We start from the raw sequence: 20,925 nt of genomic DNA on the forward strand, positions 1-20,925 counted from the left end.
TCGCGGCCGAGGTGGGCGACGACCGCTGGGAGAGCGGCGGGCGGGTGCTGCTGATCGCCCCGGCCGAGGGCTGGCGCGATCTGCTGCCCGGCCAGGAGGTCGGAGCGGACGGCCTGCTGGCCGCTCCGGGGAGCGGCCGGCTGCTGGCGGCCGTCCTGCGGGTGCGGGGCCCGCCCGTGGCGCCGGCGGCGCCGCCGTGGTGGCAGACGGGTGCGGGGGAGCTGCGGTCCGGGCTGCGCGCGGCCGCGGCGGCGGTCCTGCCGCCCGGCCCGGCGGGACTGCTGCCCGGCCTCGCCGTGGGCGACCGGTCGGTCCTGGTCGCGGAGGTCGAGGACGAGTTCCGCACCGCCGGGCTCAGCCACCTGCTGGCGGTGTCCGGGGCCAACCTCGCGATCCTGGGCGGGGCGGTGCTGGCGCTGCTGCGGCTGCTGCGGGCCGACCCCCGGCTGGCCGCCGGGCTCAGCGCGGTGGTGGTCGTCGGGTTCGTGGTGCTGGCCCGGCCGTCGCCGAGCGTGCTGCGGGCGGCCGTGATGGGCGGTGTCGCGCTGCTCGCGCTGACCCTCGGGCGCGGGCGGTCGGCGGTGCCCGCCCTCGCGGCCGCGGTGCTGGTGCTGCTGCTGGTCGACCCGGCGCTGGCGGTCGACCCGGGCTTCGCGCTGTCGGTCGTCGCCACGGGCGCACTGGTGCTGCTCGCGCCGGGCTGGGCGGGCGCGCTGCACCGGCGGGGGCTGCCGCGGTGGGCGGCCGAGGCGGTGGCGGTGCCCGCGGCGGCGTTCCTGGTCGCCGCGCCGCTGGTGGCCGGGCTCAACGGCACGGTCAACCCGGTGGCCGTGCTGGCCAACCTGCTGGCCGTGCCCGCGGTCGCGCCGGCCACGGTGCTCGGGGTGTTGGGAGCGTTGCTGTCTCCCCTGGCCGCCGCGGCGGCCCAGTCGTGCGCGTGGGCGGCCGGGCCGGCGGTGGGCTGGTTGGTGCTGGTCGCCGACCGGGCGGCGGCGGTGCCCGGCGCGGAGTTCCCGTGGCCCGACGGTCCGGGTGGCGGCCTGCTGCTGGCCGGTGTGCTGCTGGTGCTGCTCGTGCTGGCCCGCTCCCGACGGTGGCGGGCGCTGGTGGCGGCCGGGTTCCTCGGGCTGGCCGTCGTCCTCGTGCCGACGCGGATCGCGGCGCCGGGGTGGCCGCCTGCGGGGTGGGCGGTGGCCGCGTGCGACATCGGGCAGGGCGATGCCGTGGTGCTGGCGACCGGCCGCCCGGACTGGGTGGTGCTGGTCGACGTCGGCCCCGACGACGGCCTGGTCGACGCCTGCCTGCGCAGGCTCGGCGTGCGGGGCATCGCCCTCGTCGTGCTCAGCCACCTGCACGCCGACCACGTCGGCGGGCTCGCCGGGGCGCTGCGCGGGCGGCCGGTGGGCGGGGTGGCGGTCGGTCCGGTGCGCGAACCGCACGACGCGCTGGCCCGGGTGCGCCGGCAGGCGGAGGAGGCAGGCGCCCCGCTGGTGTCGCTGGCGGCCGGGCAGCGGCTGCGCTGGCCCGGCCTGGTGCTCGACGTGCTCGGTCCGGTGCACGTCGGCGGCGAGGTCGACCCCGACGACGGCACGCAGGTCAACGACGGCTCACTGGTGGCCCGGGCGGGCACGGCGGCCGGCTCCGTGCTGCTGGCCGGCGACGTCGAGCTGGGTGCGCAGTCCGACCTGCTCGCCTCCGGCGCCGACCTGCGCGCCGACGTGCTGAAGATGCCCCACCACGGCTCGCGCTACAGCTCCGACGCCTTCCTGGCGGCCGTGCGGCCCCGGGTGGTGCTGGTGAGCGTGGGGGCCGGCAACCGCTACGGGCACCCCGACCCGGGGCTGCTGGGCAGGCTCGAAGGCGCCGGCGCGCTCGTCCGGCGCACCGACGTGGCCGGCGACGTCGCCGTCGTCGCCACGGGCGACGGGGCCGCCGGGGGAAGCGGTCTGCAGGTCGTGAGCCGCGGCGACCCGCTGCCGGCGTCCCGCCGGCGCACCGGGCGGGGCAGGTCGCGGTCACCTCCGGACACCGGTGTCGGCGCCCCGCGCCCCGGCCGGGGGTGGAGCCCGGTCCGGGCTAGTGTGGCCCGACGAACGGTGGACGGCACGGCGTGGAAGGGCACCCATGCGCAGGGAGTCGGTCAACCCCTGGGACTGGGGCCTGACCTGGAGCCTGGATCAGGCCGAGCTGCTGACCGACGTCGGCCGGCAGCTGCGTTGCTCGGGGCAGGCGTCGCTGCGGCCCGACCCCGACTCGCCCGGCGGCCTGGCCGTGGTCGCCCCCGGCGACATGCGCGGCCAGCTGGAGGTGTCGCTGGCCAACGTCGACGCGATCCTGTGGAAGGCCCGGATGCGCCGGGAGAACGTCGTGGGGCTGCGCTTCTACACCACCGACGTCGACGCCTTCCTGGAGAACTACGACGTCTACACCCAGTGGATCGCGCCGACCGGCATCCGGCCCCCGCAGAGCCTGCTGGGCATCCAGCGCCTGGCCCGTCCCGAGCTGCTGGTCTCGGTCGAGGCCGACGCGGTCGACTGACCGCGACCGGCACGCCCCGCGGCGGGGCGTGCCGGCCGGGGCCGGTCAGCGGCCGCGTGCGGCCAGGGCCTCGCGGACGGCCTTGCTGGTCGCGGGCACGGTGGCGGTGGGGCCGACCTCGCCGGAGACCGCGTCCAGGGTCTTCAGGCCGTCGCCGGTGATCAGCAGCACCGTCTCGGCGTCGGGGTCGAGCCGGCCGGACTCGACGAGCTTGCGGGTGGTGGCCACGGTGACCCCGCCCGCGGTCTCGGCGAACACGCCCTCGGTCCGGGCCAGCAGCCGGATGCCCTCGACGACCTCGGCGTCGCTGACGTCGGCGATCGAGCCACCGGTGCGCCGCACGGCGTCGAGCACGTAGGGGCCGTCCGCCGGGTTGCCGATCGCGAGCGAGCGGGCGATGGTGTCCGGCTTGACCGGGCGGACGACGTCGGTGCCCTCGGCGAAGGCCGTGGACACCGGCGAGCAGCCGGTGGCCTGGGCGCCGAACACCTTGTACGGGGTGGCCTCGACCAGGCCGAGCCTGCCCAGCTCGGTGAAGCCCTTGTCCACCTTGGTCAGCTGCGAGCCCGACGCGACCGGCACCACGATCTGCTGGGGCAGGCGCCAGCCGAGCTGCTCGGCGACCTCGAACCCGAGGGTCTTGGAGCCCTCGGCGTAGTAGGGCCGCACGTTGACGTTGACGAACGCCCAGTCCTCGTGCTCGGCGGCCAGCTCGGTGGCCAGTCGGTTGACGTCGTCGTAGTTGCCGTCGACGGCGAGCAGGGTGCCGCCGTAGACGGCGGTGGTGAGGACCTTGGCCTGCTCCAGGGAGGAGGGGATAAGCACGACCGAGTCCCAGCCGGCGCGCGCCGCGGCGGCGGCAACGGCGTTGGCCAGGTTGCCGGTGGAGGGGCAGCACAGCACGCTGAAGCCCAGCTGGCGGGCGGCGGCCAGGGCCACCGCCACCACGCGGTCCTTGAACGAGTGGGTGGGGTTGCCGGTGTCGTCCTTGACCCACAGGTTGCGCAGCCCCAGCTCGGCGCCGAGCCGGTCGGCCTTGATCAGCCTGGTCAGGCCGGGCTCGGTGTTGGGGATGGTGGTGACGTCAGCGGGCACCGGCAGCAGCTGGCGGTAGCGCCAGATCGACTTGGGGCCGGCTTCGATGGACTCGCGGGTGACCGCGCCGAAGTCGTAGGCGACCTCCAGCGGCCCGAAGCACTGCGGACAGGCGAACTCGGCGGCCAGCGGCACCTCGTGGCCGCACTCTCGGCACGAGAGAGCCCGAGCGGGGCCGAGGTCGAAGGACGCGCCGGAGCGGGAACCGCGCACAGGGGTGTCGGCGGCAAGGGTCATCGAGGATCTCCTCATCTTTCCCGCACGGTGCGGGACGGAATTGGCACCGTGTTCGAGTCGCGTGACGCACGATCTCGCCGGTTGCCGGGGTTTCAACGGGCCGTTCCCTCTACCCCTCTGGATGAGCCATGTTCAGTTGTGGCGGCGTGGGCCGTGACGGCGACGTTACGGCAGGACGGGCCGGCTGCCCAAGTCGGTGCCCGGCATGTGGGAGCCGCCTCACGTCCCGTCGGGGGTGTGGGAGAGCATGGCGCCATGGCCGTCGCACCCGTCCAGCTCGTCGTCGGCGAGGAGGAGCTGCTGGTCGAGCGGGCCGTGGAGGCGGTCGTCGCCGAGGTCCGCGCCGATGACCCGACCGCCGAGCTGCGCCGCTACCGCGCCTCCGAGCTGACCCCGGTCGACCTGGCCGACGCGCTGAGCCCGTCGCTGTTCGCCGAGGGGCGGGTGATCGTGGTGCAGGCCGCGCACGAGGTGGGCAAGGAGCTGGCCACGGCGATCGTCGAGCAGTCGGCCGACCCGGCCGAGGGCATCGTGCTGGTCGTCGTGCACGGTGGCGGGGCGCGCAACAAGGCGATGGTCGACGCGTTGCGCAAGTCCGGGGCCAAGGTCACGACCTGCGCGAAGATCACCCGCTCGGAGGAGCGGTCGGACTTCGTGCGCGCCGAGGTCCGGCGGCTGGGCGGGAGGATCGAGCCGGCGGCCATCGGGGTGGTGCTGGAGTCGGTCGGCTCCGACCTGCGCGAGCTGGCCGCGGCCACCGGGCAGCTGGTCGCCGACACCGGCGGGAAGGTCGACGAGGCGGCCGTGCGCCGCTACTACCGGGGCAAGGCCGAGTCGTCCGGCTTCGCCGTGGCCGACAAGGTGGTCGCGGGCGACCGGGCGGGCGCGCTGGAGGCCCTGCGCTGGGCGCAGGCACTGGGCGTGCCCTCGGTGCTGGTCGCCGACGCGCTGGCCGACGCGATGCGGACGCTGGCCAAGGTCGGCTCGGCCGGGCGGGGCGACCCGAACCGGTTGGCCGGCCCGCTCGGCATGCCGCCGTGGAAGATCCGCAAGGCGCAGCGCGAGGTCCGCGGCTGGAACCCGGCCGCGCTGACCGAGGCCTTCGCCGCGGCGGCCCAGGTCAACGCCGACGTCAAGGGCGCGGCGGCCGACGCGGGCTACGCGCTGGAGCGCGCCGTGCTGCGGATGTGCGCCGCCCGCAACGCCCGCTGAGCACCGCGGGCGCCTTCGCCCGATCGTGGGTACCGGACGCGGCGACCGGCGGAATGGCACTCGGTGCCACATCGTTGACCGAGGGGTGACGCTGACGTCCGACACGCCCGCCGCCCAGCGCCTGCTGCAGGTCCGCACCGTCTACGCCGAGCCGGCGGCCCGCGACTCCGAGCGCGGCCGCCAGGTGCTCGCCCGCTTCCCCGACGCCGAGGTCGTCGAGGTCGCCTCGCACTGGCAGATCCCCGAGCTGCACGGCAACGCCGGCAACGTCGACCGCTGGGTGCGCGTGAAGACCGAGACGCTCGTGCTGGGCGTGAAGAAGTCGCTGTCGGCGCGCCCCAACGGGCGCTCGGCCGACTTCATCGCGCCCTCGACGTCCAACGGCTGCGCGATGGCCTGCGCCTACTGCTACGTGCCGCGGCGCAAGGGCTACGCCAACCCGATCACGGTCTTCACCAACATCGACAAGATCACCCGGTACCTGCGCGGCCACGTGCAGCGCCAGGGGCCCAAGCCCGAGCCCGACCAGGTCGACCCGGCGGCCTGGGTCTACGACATCGGCGAGAACAGCGACTGCTCGGTGGATGCGCTGGTCAGCGACAACGTCGCCGACCTCGTCGCGACGTTCCGCGACCTGCCCACCGCCAAGGCCAGCTTCGCGACCAAGTTCGTCAACCGCGACCTGCTCGGCCACGACCCGCGGGGGCGCACCCGCATCCGGTTCTCGCTGATGCCCGAGCGCGACGCGCGGCTGCTCGACATCCGCACCAGCCCGATCGGCGAGCGCATCGCGGCGGTGGACGACTTCGTCGCGGCCGGCTACGAGGTGCACCTCAACCTGTCGCCGGTGGTGCTGCGCGAGGGCTGGGAGCGCGACTGGGCCGAACTGCTCACCCGCCTCGACGACGAGCTCGGCGCGGCCGCCAAGGCACAGGCCGCCGCCGAGGTCATCATGCTGACCCACAACCGCGACCTGCACGAGGTCAACATGGGGTGGCACCCGAAGGCCGAGGACGTGCTGTGGCGCCCCGAGCTGCAGCAGGCCAAGCGGTCGCAGTCGGGGATGTGGAACGTGCGCTACCGCAACGACCGCAAGAGCGCGGGCGTGCGGGCCCTGCGGGACCTGATCGCGGCGCACGCCCCGTGGTTGCGCGTGCGCTACGCCTTCTGAGCACCCGTGAGTACACCCGTGAGTACACAGCCTTCAGGGCGCACAGCCATCCGGGCGCACGACGAGAGCGCCGCCCGCACTGCGGGCGACGCTCTCGTCAGCGGGTCAGCGAGGGCTCAGGAGGCGGAGATGCCGTTGAGCCGCTGCGCCATCGCGGACTTGCGGTTGGCGGCCTGGTTCTTGTGCAGGACGCCCTTGCTGGCGGCCTTGTCCAGCGCCCGCGCGGCCGCACGCTGCAGCGTGGCGGCCTGCTCGACGTCACCGGACTCGGCGGCCTCGCGGAACTTGCGGACGGCGGTCCGCACCGACGAGCGGACCGACTTGTTGCGCAGTCGGCGCTTCTCGTTGGTCTTGACCCGCTTGATCTGGGACTTGATGTTGGCCACGCGAATGCCTCGGGTTTCCTCTTGCCGCTTGGTCTCGACTGGACCGGTGGCGGGGATGCCGCGGCGCGCCGGTCGCTCTTGACCAACCATGTTACAGCGCGCCGCGGACCGGGTGACACCGGCCCGGCGCTCGGCGGGCCGCCGTCCCGGTCGGGCCGCGACGCGCGACGCTAGCCGATCGCGGACCCGCTGGGTCAGGATGACCCCGGGAGCGGGACGCGTGCCGGGAGGAACCGTGGTGCGAGCAGGGGGACCTGGCGCGGCCGTGCAGGACGCCCAGCGTCAGGGGCCGACCGGCGGCTCCGTCTCGCCGCTGTTCGCCGGATACCGCGCCCCGGACGGCCCGCGCGGCGGCGCGTTCGACGAGATGTTCCACCGCGACGGCACCGTCCGCGCGCCCTACCGCGCGCTGCACGACGCCATCGCGCCGACCGCCGCGGCCGACCTCGCCGCCCGCTCGCAGGCGCTCGACCGCGCCCACCTCGACCAGGGCGGCTCGTTCTCGCTGCCCGACCAGGAGCGGCCGTTCCCGCTGGACGTCGTGCCGCGGGTGATCTCGGCCGGGGAGTGGGGCCGGCTGCGGGAGGGGATCGTGCAGCGGGTCGTGGCCCTGGAGGCGTTCCTGGCCGACGTCTACGGCGCCGCGCAGATCGTGCGCGACGGGGTGCTGCCCCGGCGGCTGATCACCGGCTGCGCGCACTTCCACCGGGCCGCCGCCGGGCTCACCCCGCCCAACGGCGTGCGCATCCACGTCGCCGGCTTCGACCTCGTGCGCGACGAGGCCGGGGCGTTCCGGGTGCTGGGGGACAACCTGCGCAACCCGACCGGGGTGTCGTGCGTGATGGAGAACCGCCGCACCATGGCGCGGGTCTTCCCGGACCTGTTCACCCGCCAGCGGGTGCGCGCCGTCGGCGACTACTCGACCCACCTGCTGCGGGCGCTGCGGGCCGCGGCGCCCTCGAACGAGGCCGACCCGGCAGTCGTCGTGCTGACTCCGGGGGTGTCCGACCCGGCGTACCCGGAGCACTGCCTGCTGGCCCGTCAGATGGGCGTCGCGCTGGTCGAGGGCCGTGATCTGTTCTGCCGCGACAACGTCGTCCACCTGCGCACCGCCCGGGGCGAGCAGCGCATCGACGTGATCTACCGGCGCGTCGACGACGAGCTCCTCGACCCGCTGCAGTTCGACCCCGACTCGGTGCTCGGCGTGGCCGGTGTGCTGAACGCGGCCCGCGCCGGCAACGTCGTGATCGCCAACGCGGTCGGCAACGGCGTCGGCGACGACGAGCTGGTCCGCACCTACGTCCCGGAGATGATCGACTACTACCTCGGGGAGGCGCCGCTGCTGCCCGACGTGGCGACCTTCCGCTGCTGGCTCGGCCCGGAGCGCGACCACGTGTTGTCCGCCCTCGACGAGCTGGTGCTCAAGCCGGTGGGCGGCTCGGGCGGTCAGGGCGTCGTGTTCGGCCCCGACGCCTCGGCCCGGGAGCTCGCCCGGGCGCGCCGGGCCGTCAACGACGACCCGTGGGGCTGGATCGCGCAGCCGGTCGTGCACCTGTCCACGGTGCCCACCAGGGTCGACGACCGGCTGGTGCCCCGGCACGTCGACCTGCGGCCCTTCGCGGTCAACGACGGCGACGGCGTCTTCGTGCTCCCCGGCGGCCTGACGCGTGCGCTGCCCCGAGGCAGCGTGGTTGGCGACACGGGCCCGGGCGGGGGCAGCAAGGACACCTGGGTGCTGGCGGGGCGCGGGGCCGGGTCGGAGCCCGAGCCGACCACGAGCCGCCAGCAGCAACAGCGGCACGTCCTGGGCGTCCTGCCGGAGGTGTCGTAGACGTGGGCTGGCGGATCAGGGTCGTGCACGAGACGGGCTACCGCTACGGCTCCCCGGTGCACGAGTCCTACAACGAGGCGCGGTTGACCCCGCGCAGCGACTGCCGGCAGAACGTCGTGGTCAGCCGGGTGGAGACGACGCCGCCGACGCGCTCCTACCGCTACGCCGACTACTGGGGCACCACCGTCACCGCGTTCGACCTGCACGCCCCGCACACCGAGCTGGCCGTCACCGCGACCTCGGTGGTGGAGACCGGCGACGCGATGCCCCCCGTCCGCACGGCGACCTGGGACGACCTCGAGGGCGACGCCGTGCGCGACCGCTACGCCGAGACGCTGGAGTTCACCGACTACGTCAGCCGCGACCGCGGTCTGGCCCGCGCCGCGCGCGCGTTGCGCAAGGGCAACGACCCGGCCGACGCGGTGCTGGCGGCCTGCCGGTGGGTGCGCGAGAAGCTGGCCTACCAGACCGGCACGACGGGGGTGCACACCAGGGCGGTGGAGGCGTGGGACGCTCGCACGGGCGTCTGCCAGGACTTCGCCCACCTGACCCTGCTGCTGGTCAGGGAGATGGGCGTGCCGGCCCGGTACGTGTCGGGCTACCTGCTGCCGCGGGCCGACACCGAGGTCCGCCAGACCGTGCGGGGGCAGAGCCACGCCTGGATCGAGGCCTGGACGGGCGGCTGGTGGGGCCACGACCCCACCAACGACATCCCGATCGGGCACCGCCACGTCCGGGTCGCCGTGGGGCGCGACTACGCCGACGTCCCCCCGCTCAAGGGCCTCTACGTCGGCGGCACCGCCGCCGCCCTCGACGTCACCGTCGACATGACCCGCCTCGCCTAGCCCGAGCCGTGCACCCGGCCGCGCTCGCGCTCCGCGAGGGTGAGCAGCTGGTAGGCGGCGAGGGTCGGGGCGTCGGTGATGGCGCCGGTGCGCAGCATGCGCTCGAACTCCGCCCGGGGGAACCACCGCTGGCGCATGTCCTGCTCCGACTCCTCGCGGTCCGGCTCGCCCGCGGTGAGCCCGGTGGCGAGGAAGACGTGGCAGCCGTTGCTGATGAGGCTGTTCGCGCAGTGCAGGTGGCCGAGCCGGTCGAGCCGCCCGGCGACCAGCCCGGTCTCCTCGGCGAGCTCGGCGGCCGCCGTCTCCTCCGGGCTGCCCGTCCGCCCGTCCGCGAAGGACCCTGCCGGGAACTCCCAGGAGCGGGCGCGGACCGGGTACCGGTACTGCTCCACGAGGTGGAACCCGTCGTCCTCGGCCGGGATGACGAGCGCGAAGTCCGGTTGGTCGACGACCGTGTAGAGACCGGGCGAGCCGTCGGTGCGTTGGATGCGGTCCTCGCGGAGGCGGAGCCAGGGGTTGCGGTAGACCTCGGTGGACGACAGCGTCGTGAAGCTCACCCGCCGATCCTGCACCGCGCGTCTCCCGCCGCGGCGCCGGGACGCGGTCAGCCGCCGGGGGCGCGCCGCGGCGCCGGGATCATGCCGTCCGGGCCGCGCCCGGCGACGACCGCGTTGCCGCCGGCGTGCTTGGCCCGGTACATGGCCGCGTCGGCCAGTGCCAGCGCGTCGGCCGCGCGGCTGCCGGCCCGCATGGCCACCACCCCCACCGACATCGTCACCCCGGCCGCCGCCTCGGCCGGCAGCGCGGCGACCGCGGCGGCGGCGCGCTGCAGCACCGCCCTGGCGCGCGGCAGCGAGGTCGCGGGCAGCACCACGACGAACTCGTCGCCGCCGTAGCGGGCCACCAGGTCCTGGGCGCGCAGGGACCCGCGCAGGCAGCTCGCCACCTCGCGCAGCACGGCGTCGCCCACGGCGTGCGAGCCGCCGTCGTTGACGTCCTTGAAGCGGTCCAGGTCGATCAGGGCGACCGCGCACGACGCCGCTCGGCCCGACGCCACCTGCTCCAGGGTCAGGTCGAGCGCGCGCCGGTTGGGCAGCCCGGTGAGGGGGTCCTGCATGGCCTGGGCGGCCACCGCGCCGTGCTCGCGGGCCAGCCGGTGGTGCTCGCGGTGCCCCTGCAGCGCCGCCAGCCGGGCCTCCTGCAGCGCCCACAGCTCGGTCTCCAGCGCCTGCGCGTAGGCGGCCAGCGCGTCGGGGCGGTCGACGCCCGCGCGCAGCGCGGCCCGCGCGAACTCCCGGTGCAGCGAGAGCGCGAGCGCCGGCTCCACGGCCGTGGCCGTCAGTTCGACGTGCATCGGGCGCAGCACCTCGACGGCCTCGTCCGCGCGGCCGCCGGCCAGCAGGCAGCGCGCGAGCGCGATCGTCAGCACGATGCGGTCGTGCACGAACCGCGCGTCGGGCAGCACGGACAGCAGCCGGTCGACGTGCTGCGGGCCCGGTCGGCGCAGCGCCGGGGCGGCGCCGAGGATCGCGCACCGGTGGCCGGCCACGGCGTCGGGCTCGGCGGAGTCGACCGAGGCCGCCCAGAGCCGCTCCGCGGAGCGCGCGGTGCGGGCCGCGGCGGCGAACCGCCTGCCCGCCGCGGCGTCCTGGCCGCCGCGCTCCAGGCGCAGCGCCCAGGCCAGCTGCAGGCGGGTCCGGTTGATCTGGTGGACCGCGCGGTCCATGGCCGAGCCGTCGGCGGCGGAGATCCTGACCGCGCGCCGGGACACCTCGTCGGCCAGTTCGTGCGCGTCGAGCGTGAGCAGCACCAGGACCAGGCCGTTGAGGCTGCGGGAGAGCAGCCGCGCCCACTCCGCGGGGTCCTCGCCGGGCCGGGGCCGCTCGATGTCGGTGAGCACGGCCAGCGCGGTGCCGGCGTCGGCGAGCGCGGCCTGGGCGTCGCCGAAGGCGGCGGCGTGGTGCGCCCGCAGGGTGGCCGCCTCGCCCAGCAGCCGGGGCTCGCCCACGTGCTCGGCGCACGTGGTGTGATCGTGGACCAGCGCCGCGGCCTCGCCGGCCGCGGCCCGGTCGAGGTGCAGCAGGCGCATCAGCACCGCCACCCGCAGCACCTCGCACATGACCGTCGTCCGCGCTCCGCGCACCCGCATGCGGCGCAGCAGCTCGTCGATCCCGCGCACCGCGGCCCCGCGCACCGCCGGGTCCGCCCGCTGGTACCAGCGCGACATCCCGGTGACGCGGGCGGAGAGCTGCTGGTCGGTGAGCTGGTCGAGGTCGGCGGCGCAGCGGCAGTCGGGGTCCCCGCGCACCAGCGCGCACCGGTCGCTCTCGGTGTCGACGTCCACGCCGGTGACGCCCGCTCGGGACACGGCCGCTCCCCTGGACCGGGCACGGTGCGGTCGAGGGCCCCTGACCGCGACGTGCCGGTGCCCGGTGGTTCCGACCCGTCTGCGGGAATGGTGACATGCCCACCGACGGGCGTGCTGCCGGGCCGACCGACAGCCTGCGGGTGGCTCAGTCGCCGGCTCGCGGTCGGCCGCGCCCGCGGGGTCGAGTGGCGTCCTTGGGCAGCCGCCCGGCGTCGGCGAGCGCGCTGCGCAGCAGGAAGTCGATCTGGGCGTTCGTGCTGCGCAGCTCGTCGGCCGCCCACCTGGCCAGCGCGTCGTGGACGGCCGGGTCGAGCCGGAGCAGGAAGCTCTTGCGCTCCTTCGCCGACCCGCCCCCCGGCCGGCCGTTCGGTTCCGTGCTCGATTCCCCGACCACGGATCAGTGGTAGAGCGAGCCCGTGTTGACCACCGGCTGGGTCGCGCGGTCGCCGCACAGCACCACCAGCAGGTTGCTGACCATCGCGGCCTTCCGCTCCTCGTCGAGGTCGACGATCTCGCGCTCGGACAGCCGGGCGAGCGCCATGTCGACCATGCCGACCGCGCCCTCGACGATGCGCTCGCGGGCGGCGACGACGGCGCCGGCCTGCTGGCGCTGCAGCATCGCCCCGGCGATCTCCGGCGCGTAGGCGAGGTGGGTGAGCCGGGACTCGACGATCCGCACGCCGGCGGACTCGACCCGCACGCCGATCTCGGCCGACAGCTGCTCGGTGATCTCCTCGGCGTTGCCGCGCAGGGAGAGGCCGTCGTCGTCGGCGTGGTCGTCGTAGGGGTAGGTGGTGGCGATGTGGCGCACGGCCGTCTCGGCCTGGGTGTGCACGAACTCGACGAAGGAGTCGACCTCGAACACGGCTCGGGCGCTGTCCTCGACCTGCCAGACGACGACGGCGGCGATCTCGATGGGGTTGCCGTCGCGGTCGTTGACCTTGAGGGCGGCGGTCTCGTGGTTGCGGATGCGGGTGGACACCTTGCGCTTGCTGCTGAACGGGTTGACCCAGCGCAGCCCCGCGGTGCGCACGGTGCCGATGTAGCGGCCGAACAGCTGCAGCACCCTGGCCTCGCCGGGGGCGACGGTGGTCAGGCCGTTGAGCACGAGCAGGCCGGCCAGCACGACCACGACGCCGACCACGCCGAGCAGGTCCTCGCCGCGGGCGAAGCCGCTGACCGCCCACCCGCCGCCGATCACGAGCGCGAGGCCGACGAGCAGGGCGAGGAAGCCGTTGGTGCCGATCGCGGCGTGCTCGCGGACCACGGGGTCGGGCATCCGGACCGCGGGCGTGTCGGGGTGGGCGTCGGAGGGGGTGCCCGGGGTGGTCGCGGTGCCGGGCCCGGGTCGCGGGTCGATGGCGGTCATCGGCGTGCTCCGTTCGGATGTGCGATCGAATGGCTAGCGCGATGATATCACTTTTCTGACCGGCCGGAACGCGAAAGGGCCCCCGCGCCGACGGCGCGGGGGCCCTGCAGGTCCGGTGCGGGGTCAGAGCCGCTCGGCGGCCCGGTCCACACGGCGGTGGAACCGCTCGCCGACCCGCCCGCCCAGCGCGGCGGCCAGCGCGGTCACCAGCAGCACCGCGGCCAGCGCGACCACCCCGGCGACGGTCAGCTCGGTCGGGTCGCCGGGCAGCGCCGGCAGCCGCAGCGACCCGAACAGCTCGGCGTTCGCCGCGCCGGCCACCACGCCGGTGACCGCGGCGACCAGCGTCACCAGCAGGCCGACCACCCAGGCCAGCAGGCCGTTGCGGGCCCCGTCGAAGCGGGCCAGCCGCCCGGCCACGTAGCCGCCGGCGAAGTACGAGACGCCCAGCACGGCCAGCAGCACGATGCCGCCGGTCACGCCGATGGGGGCGGCGTCGGCGCCGGCGGGGTCCAGGCCCATCGAGTAGCCGATGGCCAGCCCGACCGCCGTCGCGATGGTGGTCAGCATGACCGTCATCCCGACGGCCACCAGCCAGCCGAAGAACGCCGCGCCGATCTTGCGCCCGCCGAAGCGGTCGTGCAGGAAGGCGCGGTCGGCCGCGCGGCGCCGGTCGCCGATGTGGGGGTCGCGCTCGACCGGGACGGTGTCGCCGACCGCGGGCTCGGTCTTGCCGGTGCCGGTAGCGGGCTCGTCGGCGCCCCGGCCGGGGCCGAACCAGCGCCCGCGCGGCGCCTTGTCGGCGGTGCGCTGCTCGTCGTCGTTCCGCCGGAACCACCGGGTCCGGCCGCCGCTCTCCTGTACCTCGGTCATCTCAGCGCACCTCTCGGGTCCGGTCCTTCCGGTTGGGGTCTTCTTCCCGAACAGGTGGACCGGGAAACCGCGACCTGGTAGTGGGGTCACCCGTTCGGACCCGCCGCCCTCCCGGCATGGGACGATGGGAAGACCCCTCCCTGCCGAATGGATCCGTGGATACCGAGTGAGTTCGTTCGCCGACCAGACCTTCACCCCGCCGGAGCTGATCCGGAACTTCTGCATCATCGCCCACATCGACCACGGGAAGTCCACCCTGGCCGACCGGATGCTGCAGCTCACCGGCGTCGTCGAGGAACGCGCCATGCGCGCCCAGTACCTCGACCGGATGGACATCGAGCGCGAGCGCGGCATCACCATCAAGGCGCAGAACGTCCGGCTGCCCTGGAAGGTCGGCGACCGCGAGCACGTCCTGCACCTGATCGACACCCCCGGCCACGTCGACTTCACCTACGAGGTCAGCCGGGCGCTGGAGGCCTGCGAGGGCGCGATCCTGCTGGTCGACGCGGCGCAGGGGATCGAGGCGCAGACCCTGGCCAACCTGTACCTGGCCATGGAGAACGACCTCACCATCATCCCGGTGCTCAACAAGATCGACCTCCCGGCCGCCGACCCGGACCGCTACGCCGCCGAGATCGCCCACATCGTCGGCTGCGACCCCGAGGACGTGCTGCGGGTCAGCGCGAAGACCGGCGTCGGCGTCCGCGAGCTGATCGACGAGGTCGTCCGCCAGGTCCCCGCGCCGGTGGGCGACGCCGACGCCCCGGCCCGGGCGATGATCTTCGACTCGGTGTACGACACCTACCGCGGCGTCATCACCTACATCCGGGTCGTCGACGGCCGCATCACCCCGCGCGAGCGGATCAGGATGATGTCCACCGGGGCCGTGCACGAGCTGCTCGAGGTCGGCATCGTCTCCCCGGAGCCCAAGCCGTCGGTCGGGCTGGGCGTCGGCGAGGTCGGCTACCTCATCACCGGTGTGAAGGACGTCCGCCAGTCCAAGGTCGGCGACACCGTCACCAGCCAGCGCAAGGGCGCCACCGAGGCGCTGACCGGCTACCGCGAGCCGCGCCCGATGGTCTACTCCGGGCTCTACCCCGTCGACGGGTCGGAGTACCCGCTGCTGCGCGACGCGCTGGACAAGCTCCAGCTCAACGACGCGGCGCTGACCTACGAGCCGGAGACCTCCGCGGCGCTGGGCTTCGGCTTCCGGTGCGGCTTCCTCGGCCTGCTGCACCTGGAGATCACCCGCGACCGGCTGGAGCGCGAGGCGGGCCTGGACCTCATCTCGACCGCGCCCAACGTCGTCTACCGGGTGAAGCTGGACAGCCCGACCAAGCTCGGCGAGACCGAGATGACGGTGACCAACCCGTCGGACTGGCCGACCGGCAAGATCGCCGAGGTCTTCGAGCCGGTCGTCAAGGTCTCGATCCTGGCCCCGTCGGAGTACATCGGGGCGATCATGGAGCTGTGCCAGAGCAGGCGCGGCGTGCTCGGCGGCATGGACTACCTGTCCGAGAGCCGCGTCGAGCTGCGCTACACGATGCCGCTCGCCGAGATCATCTTCGACTTCTTCGACGCGCTGAAGTCGCGCACCCGCGGCTACGCCAGCCTCGACTACGAGGAGGCCGGCGAGCAGTCCGCCGACCTGGTCAAGGTCGACATCCTGCTGCAGGGCGAGCCGGTCGACGCGTTCTCGGCGATCCGGCACAAGGACTCCGCCTACGCCTACGGCACCTCGATGGCCAGCAAGCTGCGCGAGCTGATCCCGCGCCAGCAGTTCGAGGTGCCGATCCAGGCGGCCATCGGCGCCCGCATCATCGCCCGCGAGAACATCCGGGCGATGCGCAAGGACGTGCTGGCCAAGTGCTACGGCGGCGACATCACGCGCAAGCGCAAGCTGCTGGAGAAGCAGAAGGAGGGCAAGAAGCGGATGAAGACCATCGGTCGGGTCGAGGTCCCGCAGGAGGCCTTCGTCGCCGCGCTGTCCACGGACTCCGACGGCGACGGCAAGAGTAAGAAGTAGTCCGCGGTGGGCGGCGCGGGTGCCATGCTCCTGGGGTGATCCTCCGCGCCGCCCGGACCCACCCATGATCAGCTTCGGAGCCGATCCCACGGACGCCGTGGTGCCGCTCGTCGTGTTCGTGGCCGGGGTGCTCGCCGGGCGGGCCAAGCAGCGGCTCACGCTGCTGGTGTTCGGGCTCGTCGCGGTCGTCGGCATCGCGATCGCGCTGAACGCGCTGATGCGCCCCCCGGGTGGCGACCGCGCCGCCCAGTTCACCGAGCTCTACCTGCTGGGCGTGCCGCTGCTCGCGGCCTACCTGGCCGGCTGGCTGTGCGGGCGGACCGGCTGGGTCACCCGACTGCTGGTGGTGGCGCTGGCCGTGGCGGTGGTGCTCGTGTTCCCCTACGCGCAGGTCGGCCAGGCCACCGCCGGGCTCGCCGGCGGGTGAGCCCGGTCCGATATCGGATGTTTTGCTGGGAGGGCGCGCACCCGCTCGGTTAGCGTCGGGACGTGCTGAACACCGATCCGCCCGGACGTCTCGAATCGGTCAACCTCGCCGCCGGCGCCCGCCACGACCTGCCCGCGCGGGCCGGGTCGACCGGCATCGACAAGCGGCCGGTGACCGGCCCCGTGCGGCTGGGCGAGAGCGGCGTGGAGGGCGACACGATCGTCGCCCTCGCCGACCACGGCGGACCCGACCAGGCCGTCTACGCCTACTCGGTGGACGACCTGCGGTGGCTGGCCGCCGAGTTCGACCGCGCGGTGGGGCACGGAGGCGCGGGCGAGAACCTGACCGTCTCCGGCCTCGACTGCTCCCACGCCGTCATCGGCGAGCGCTGGCAGGTCGGCGAGGCCGTGCTGCAGGTGCGCGCCGCCCGCACCCCGTGCCGCACGTTCGCCGGGTTCCTCGGCGTGCCCGACCTGGTCAAGCGGTTCATCGCCGGCGCACGCCCGGGCGCCTACCTGGCCGTCCTGCGGCCCGGCTCGGTGCGGGCGGGCGACGAGGTCCGCGTGCTCGACCGCCCCGACCACGGGGTGACGACGGCCGACCTGATGCTGGCCAAGACCGTCGACCGCGACCGGATCGCACTCGTGGCGACGGCGCGGGAGTTCCTCGGCGCGCGCGAGCGGGCCTGGCTGGGCCGGGTCCTCGACGCGCGCCTGGCCGGCTGAGGCGCGCTCAGGACGGCGCCACCAGACCGCTGCGGTACGCCGCGATGACGAGCTGGGCCCGGTCGCGGGCGGCCAGCTTGGCCAGCAGGCTGCCGATGTGGGTCTTCACCGTCCGCACCGCGATGTGCAGGTCGGCGGCGATCTCGTCGTTGGACAGGCCGCGGCCGACCAGGACGAGCACCTCGGTCTCGCGCGGGGTGAGCCCGTCGACGCGGGGGACCGGCCCGCCGCCCGGCCGGTCGAGGTAGTGCTCGACCAGGCGGGTCAGGATGCTGGGCGCGAACAGCGACTCGCCCGCGTGCGTGCGCCGGACGGCGTCGGCGAGCTGGTCGGGGCGGGCGTCCTTGAGCAGGAAGCCGCTGGCCCCGGCGCGGAGGGCGGCGTGGACGTACTCGTCGAGCTCGAACATGCTCAGCACGAGCACACGGGCCGGCAGCTCGGCGGTGATGCTGGCCGTCGCGTCGATGCCGTCGCCGCCGGGCATGCGGATGTCCATCAGCACGACGTCGGGCCGCAGCTCCCGCGACCGGGCCACGGCCTCGGGACCGGTGGCGGCCTCGCCGACCACCGTGAGGTCCGGCGCGGCGCCGACCAGCACCGAGAGGCCGTGGCGCATGAGCGGCTGGTCGTCCACGACCAGGACGGAGATCACGCGGACGGCCCGTCGGGGATGCGGGCGGCGAGGGCGAAGCCGCGGCCCTCGGGGCCGGCGTGCAGGGTGCCGCCGAGCGCGGTGACGCGCTCGCGCAGGCCGACGAGGCCCTGACCGGCTCCGGGGTGGGCCCGCGCGCCGTCGACGGGGCCGTCGTCGCGGACAGTGGCCACGACGGCGCCCGCCCGGCGGCGCACCTCGACGCGGGCCCGGGTGGGGCCGGCGTGGCGCAGGGCGTTGGTCAGCGCCTCGCGGACGACGGCGCAGACGGTGAGCTGAGCGCCGGCGGACACCTCGCCGAGCGCGTCGACGTCGAGGTCGACGCGCAGGCCGTCGCCGCGGGCGGCCTCGACGATCCGGGGCAGGTCGTCGAGCGTCTCGGCGGGCCGGCGTGGCGCCCGCTCGACTGCCGGGCTGCGCAGCACCGCCAGCATGCGCCGCAGCTCGGTCGTGGTCTCGCGGCTGACGCGCTCGATGTCGTCGAGCGCCGCCGACCGTTCGTCGCCGGCGGGGCCGGCCACCCGTGCGGCCGCGGCGCGGATCGTGATGAGCCCGAGCCCGTGCGAGGCGAGGTCGTGCAGCTCGCGGGCGATGCGCAGGCGCTCGGCCTGGGCGGCCCGCTCGCCGGCCCAGGCCGTGAGCCGCTGCTCGTGCGCCGCGCGCTGGCGGCGCACGCGCAGCCACAGCCAGACCGCCACCAGCACCGCCAGCAGGGCGACCACGGCCGGCACCACGACCGCCGCCGGCCCGCTCCCGCCGACGGCGAGCAGCAGCACCGCCACGACGACCAGCACCCCGACGGCCGCGGGCCAGGCGTCGGAGCTCCGGGTCGGGCGGCCGGACTGCATCGGGAGCGAGTCTAGGTCCGCCGCCGCCCCGGCACATCGGACCGTGGTCCGAGGGACCGGGGTCGGACGGGTTCGGGCTCCCGGTCCGAAGACGCGCGGCGCCGGAGCTGCTGGCATGGCGGCGTGCTGACGATCGACGGTCTGACCAAGCGCCGCGGCGGGCGCGCCGTGCTCTCCGAGGTGACCTTCCGGGCCCGCCCGGGCCGGGTCACCGGCTTCCTCGGCCCCAACGGGGCCGGCAAGTCCTCGACGCTGCGCGTCCTGCTCGGCCTCGACCGGGCCGACGCGGGGACCGCGCTCGTCGACGGGCGCCGCTACCGCGACCTCGTCGCGCCGCTGCGCACCGTGGGCTCGATGCTCGACGGCGCCGGGGCCCACCGGTCGCGGACCGCGCGCAACCACCTGGCCTGGGTGGCCCGCAGCAACGCCATCCCGCGCCGCCGGGTCGACGAGGTGCTGGCCCAGGTCGGCCTGGCCGACGCCGCCCGCACCCGCGTCGGGCGCTTCTCCCTGGGCATGGGGCAACGGCTGGGGCTGGCCGCGGCGCTGCTCGGTGATCCCCCGGTGCTCGTGCTCGACGAGCCGACCAACGGCCTGGACCCCGCCGGCATCCGGTGGATCCGCGGGCTGCTGCGGGCCCGCGCCGACGCCGGCGCGACGGTGCTGCTGTCCAGCCACCTCATGGGCGAGGTCGCCGAGATCGCCGACGACCTCGTCGTCATCGCGGGCGGGCGGGTCGTGGCCACCGGCCCGGTCGACGAGGTCACCGCCGGGTACCGCACGCTGGAGGACGCCTTCTTCGGGCTGACCGGCGGTGGCCGATGAAGGCGACGGACACCGTACTGGCCGAGCTGCGCAAGTCCGCGACCCTGCCGGCCACGGCCGTCGCGGCCGGCATCGCGGTGCTCGGCTGCGCCGGGATCGCGCTGCTCAACGCCGTGCACGTGCGCGACGCGCCGGCGGCCGGGCGGGCGGACCTGGTCGGCTACACCGCACCGGCGGAGGCCGTGTTCTCCGCGGCCCCGCTGGGCGCGGTCGGCGCCGTCGTCCTGGGGGTCACCGCGGTCAGCAGCGAGTACGCGATCAACAGCCCGGGCGCCGGAGGAGGCCGGCAGGTACTGGCGACCCTCACCGCGATCCCGCGGCGGCCGGAGCTGCTCGTCGCGAAGGCTCTCGTGGTCGCGCTGCTGGTCGCCGCGACGGCCGCCGTCGCGCTCCCCGTCTCGCTGGCGATCGTGCACGCCGTGGCCGGCCCCGTCGCGGCGGACGGCCTGCTGGCCAGGTCGGTCGGGGCCGGGATCTACTGGATGCTCACCGCGCTCATGGCGATGGCCGTCACCGTGTTCGCCCGCGGCGGCGTGCTGCCGCTGATCGTGCTGATCACCAACAGCTCGCTCGTCTCGGTCTCGGTGCTGCTCGCGAAGGTGACGCCGCTGGCGTTCTGGCTCCCCGACCTGGCCGGGATGCGCCTGTTCGCCGGCGACCTGGTCGTCGGGGCCGACCGGGCGCTGGACGCGCCGACCGGCGGCCTGGTCATGGCCGCGTGGACGGCGGCGCTGCTCGCGGCCGCGGCCGCGGTCCTCGTCCGGCGCGACGCATGAGGGGACGGGTGGGCGGCGCGGTCGCGGCCGAGCTGGTCAAGATCTGGACCCTGCCGGCCGCCGCGGCGACCGCGCTCGGCACCGCCCTCGCGGCGGCCCTGCTGACCGGGGTGGTCGCCGCCTCCGCGGACGGCATCGACGCCGTGGCGGCCGTACTGGCGGTCGTGCCGCCGCTGCAGGTAGGCCCCGTCCTGCTCGGCGTGCTCATCGTGGCGTCCGAGTACTCGGGCACCCAGGCGCGCACGACGCTGACCGCCGTCCCGGACCGGACGGTGGCACTGGTCGGCAAGACCACCGCGTTCCTCGTCGCCGTGACGGCAACGAGCGCGGCGTCGTGCGCGGCAGGCCTGGTCGTCGCGCGGGTCGTCGCGGGCGGGACCGCGTCGCCGTCGCCGGTCGCCGGAGCCGCCGCCCACCTGGCGCTCATCGGGCTCCTGGCGTTCGCGCTCGCCCTGCTGCTCCGCGCGCTCGTCCCGGCGCTGGTCGGGGCGCTCGGCACGCTGCTGGTGGTCCCGCCGATGCTGGCGTCGGTGACCGAGCACGCCCGCTGGCTGCCGGACCGGGCCGGCAGCGCGCTCTACCTGCCCGACTCCGCCGCCGTCCTGGCGCCGGGGGTCGGGCTGCTCGTCCTGGTGGGGTGGATCACCGTCGTCGGTGGGGCCGCCGCGTGGGCGTTCCTGCTCCGGGACGCGTGAGGGGCGCCGGGGCGCGGGGGAGCGCC

20 protein-coding genes, 1 pseudogene and 1 riboswitch are annotated in these 20,925 nt (G+C 75.3%); of the genes and pseudogenes, 12 read left to right on the plus strand and 9 right to left on the minus strand.

What is annotated here, in order from left to right; genetic code table 11:
* Positions 1 to 296: 296 nt before the first annotated feature.
* Positions 297 to 1,730: pseudogene (locus KIK08_RS42185) on the plus strand (ComEC/Rec2 family competence protein); the annotation flags it as partial.
* A 394-nt stretch (positions 1,731 to 2,124) separates the two neighbouring features.
* A complete protein-coding gene (locus KIK08_RS42190; RefSeq protein ID WP_214401516.1) occupies positions 2,125 to 2,538 on the plus strand; it encodes a RidA family protein in 414 nt (137 codons plus the stop codon).
* A 45-nt stretch (positions 2,539 to 2,583) separates the two neighbouring features.
* Here KIK08_RS42190 and thrC read toward each other — a convergent pair whose 3' ends face one another.
* Positions 2,584 to 3,870, minus strand: a complete 1,287-nt coding sequence (gene thrC / locus KIK08_RS03440; RefSeq protein WP_214401493.1) for a threonine synthase — start codon at positions 3,868 to 3,870, stop codon at positions 2,584 to 2,586.
* A gap of 8 nt (positions 3,871 to 3,878) precedes the next feature.
* Positions 3,879 to 3,998: riboswitch (SAM riboswitch) on the minus strand.
* A gap of 127 nt (positions 3,999 to 4,125) precedes the next feature.
* Here thrC and holA point away from each other — a divergent pair.
* Together holA and KIK08_RS03450 are read left to right on the plus strand one after the other, a co-directional pair.
* The gene (gene holA, locus KIK08_RS03445; RefSeq protein WP_214401494.1) at positions 4,126 to 5,082 is read left to right on the plus strand and encodes a DNA polymerase III subunit delta; all 957 of its coding nucleotides are present in this window, start codon (positions 4,126 to 4,128) and stop codon (positions 5,080 to 5,082) included.
* Between the two features lie 85 nt (positions 5,083 to 5,167).
* Positions 5,168 to 6,253, plus strand: a complete 1,086-nt coding sequence (locus KIK08_RS03450) for a spore photoproduct lyase family protein (RefSeq protein ID WP_308257360.1) — start codon at positions 5,168 to 5,170, stop codon at positions 6,251 to 6,253.
* A 116-nt stretch (positions 6,254 to 6,369) separates the two neighbouring features.
* On the opposite strand, the gene rpsT is transcribed toward KIK08_RS03450, so the two are convergent.
* Complete coding sequence (gene rpsT / locus KIK08_RS03455) at positions 6,370 to 6,639, minus strand: 30S ribosomal protein S20 (protein ID WP_214401495.1); 270 nt, start codon at positions 6,637 to 6,639, stop codon at positions 6,370 to 6,372.
* Positions 6,640 to 6,838: 199 nt separating this feature from the next.
* On the opposite strand from rpsT, the gene KIK08_RS03460 reads away from it, so the two are divergent.
* Entirely contained in the window at positions 6,839 to 8,470 is a 1,632-nt protein-coding gene (locus KIK08_RS03460) for a circularly permuted type 2 ATP-grasp protein (protein ID WP_214401496.1), read from the plus strand.
* Positions 8,471 to 8,472: 2 nt separating this feature from the next.
* A complete protein-coding gene (locus tag KIK08_RS03465) occupies positions 8,473 to 9,315 on the plus strand; it encodes a transglutaminase family protein (protein ID WP_214401497.1) in 843 nt (280 codons plus the stop codon).
* Here KIK08_RS03465 and KIK08_RS03470 read toward each other — a convergent pair.
* The 5 genes from KIK08_RS03470 to KIK08_RS03490 all read right to left on the minus strand — a co-directional run bounded on the left by KIK08_RS03470 (position 9,312) and on the right by KIK08_RS03490 (position 13,925).
* The gene (locus KIK08_RS03470) at positions 9,312 to 9,872 is read right to left on the minus strand and encodes an NUDIX domain-containing protein (protein ID WP_214401498.1); all 561 of its coding nucleotides are present in this window, start codon (positions 9,870 to 9,872) and stop codon (positions 9,312 to 9,314) included. The genes KIK08_RS03465 and KIK08_RS03470 overlap by 4 nt on opposite strands.
* Before the next feature lie 47 nt (positions 9,873 to 9,919).
* The gene (locus KIK08_RS41480) at positions 9,920 to 11,683 is read right to left on the minus strand and encodes a GGDEF domain-containing protein (protein ID WP_214401499.1); all 1,764 of its coding nucleotides are present in this window, start codon (positions 11,681 to 11,683) and stop codon (positions 9,920 to 9,922) included.
* A 145-nt stretch (positions 11,684 to 11,828) separates the two neighbouring features.
* Positions 11,829 to 12,077 (minus strand): type II toxin-antitoxin system antitoxin, encoded by a 249-nt coding sequence (locus tag KIK08_RS03480; protein WP_214401500.1) that lies wholly within the window; start codon positions 12,075 to 12,077, stop codon positions 11,829 to 11,831.
* A 3-nt stretch (positions 12,078 to 12,080) separates the two neighbouring features.
* Complete coding sequence (locus KIK08_RS03485) at positions 12,081 to 12,962, minus strand: SPFH domain-containing protein (RefSeq protein WP_214401518.1); 882 nt, start codon at positions 12,960 to 12,962, stop codon at positions 12,081 to 12,083.
* Positions 12,963 to 13,175: 213 nt separating this feature from the next.
* On the minus strand, positions 13,176 to 13,925 hold the full coding sequence (locus tag KIK08_RS03490; RefSeq protein ID WP_214401501.1) for a hypothetical protein: 750 nt from the start codon (positions 13,923 to 13,925) through the stop codon (positions 13,176 to 13,178).
* Between the two features lie 166 nt (positions 13,926 to 14,091).
* Here KIK08_RS03490 and lepA point away from each other — a divergent pair, with 166 nt between their 5' ends.
* The 3 genes from lepA (at position 14,092) to KIK08_RS03505 (ending at position 17,103) form a co-directional block, all read left to right on the plus strand.
* The gene (lepA, locus tag KIK08_RS03495) at positions 14,092 to 15,951 is read left to right on the plus strand and encodes a translation elongation factor 4 (protein WP_214401502.1); all 1,860 of its coding nucleotides are present in this window, start codon (positions 14,092 to 14,094) and stop codon (positions 15,949 to 15,951) included.
* Between the two features lie 64 nt (positions 15,952 to 16,015).
* Complete coding sequence (locus KIK08_RS03500) at positions 16,016 to 16,378, plus strand: hypothetical protein (RefSeq protein ID WP_214401503.1); 363 nt, start codon at positions 16,016 to 16,018, stop codon at positions 16,376 to 16,378.
* A gap of 62 nt (positions 16,379 to 16,440) precedes the next feature.
* A complete protein-coding gene (locus KIK08_RS03505) occupies positions 16,441 to 17,103 on the plus strand; it encodes an MOSC domain-containing protein (RefSeq protein ID WP_214401504.1) in 663 nt (220 codons plus the stop codon).
* Between the two features lie 7 nt (positions 17,104 to 17,110).
* Here the strand turns inward: KIK08_RS03505 and KIK08_RS03510 are convergent, their stop codons facing one another.
* A complete protein-coding gene (locus KIK08_RS03510; RefSeq protein WP_214401505.1) occupies positions 17,111 to 17,755 on the minus strand; it encodes a response regulator in 645 nt (214 codons plus the stop codon).
* Positions 17,752 to 18,603: a sensor histidine kinase gene (locus tag KIK08_RS03515; RefSeq protein WP_214401506.1), complete on the minus strand. Its 852-nt coding sequence runs from the start codon at positions 18,601 to 18,603 to the stop codon at positions 17,752 to 17,754. Before KIK08_RS03515 ends, KIK08_RS03510 begins: the two co-directional genes overlap by 4 nt.
* A gap of 123 nt (positions 18,604 to 18,726) precedes the next feature.
* On the opposite strand from KIK08_RS03515, the gene KIK08_RS03520 reads away from it, so the two are divergent.
* From KIK08_RS03520 to KIK08_RS03530, 3 genes are read left to right on the plus strand one after another with little or no spacing between them, the layout of a single operon-like run.
* Complete coding sequence (locus tag KIK08_RS03520) at positions 18,727 to 19,428, plus strand: ABC transporter ATP-binding protein (protein WP_214401507.1); 702 nt, start codon at positions 18,727 to 18,729, stop codon at positions 19,426 to 19,428.
* Positions 19,425 to 20,204, plus strand: a complete 780-nt coding sequence (locus KIK08_RS03525; protein ID WP_214401508.1) for an ABC transporter permease — start codon at positions 19,425 to 19,427, stop codon at positions 20,202 to 20,204. Before KIK08_RS03520 ends, KIK08_RS03525 begins: the two co-directional genes overlap by 4 nt.
* A complete protein-coding gene (locus KIK08_RS03530) occupies positions 20,201 to 20,899 on the plus strand; it encodes a hypothetical protein (protein WP_214401509.1) in 699 nt (232 codons plus the stop codon). The genes KIK08_RS03525 and KIK08_RS03530 overlap by 4 nt, the downstream gene beginning before the upstream one ends.
* Positions 20,900 to 20,925: the final 26 nt, after the last annotated feature.

The organism is Pseudonocardia lacus, assembly GCF_018531445.1.
In the GTDB taxonomy this organism is placed as follows: Bacteria; Actinomycetota; Actinomycetes; order Mycobacteriales; family Pseudonocardiaceae; genus Pseudonocardia; species Pseudonocardia lacus.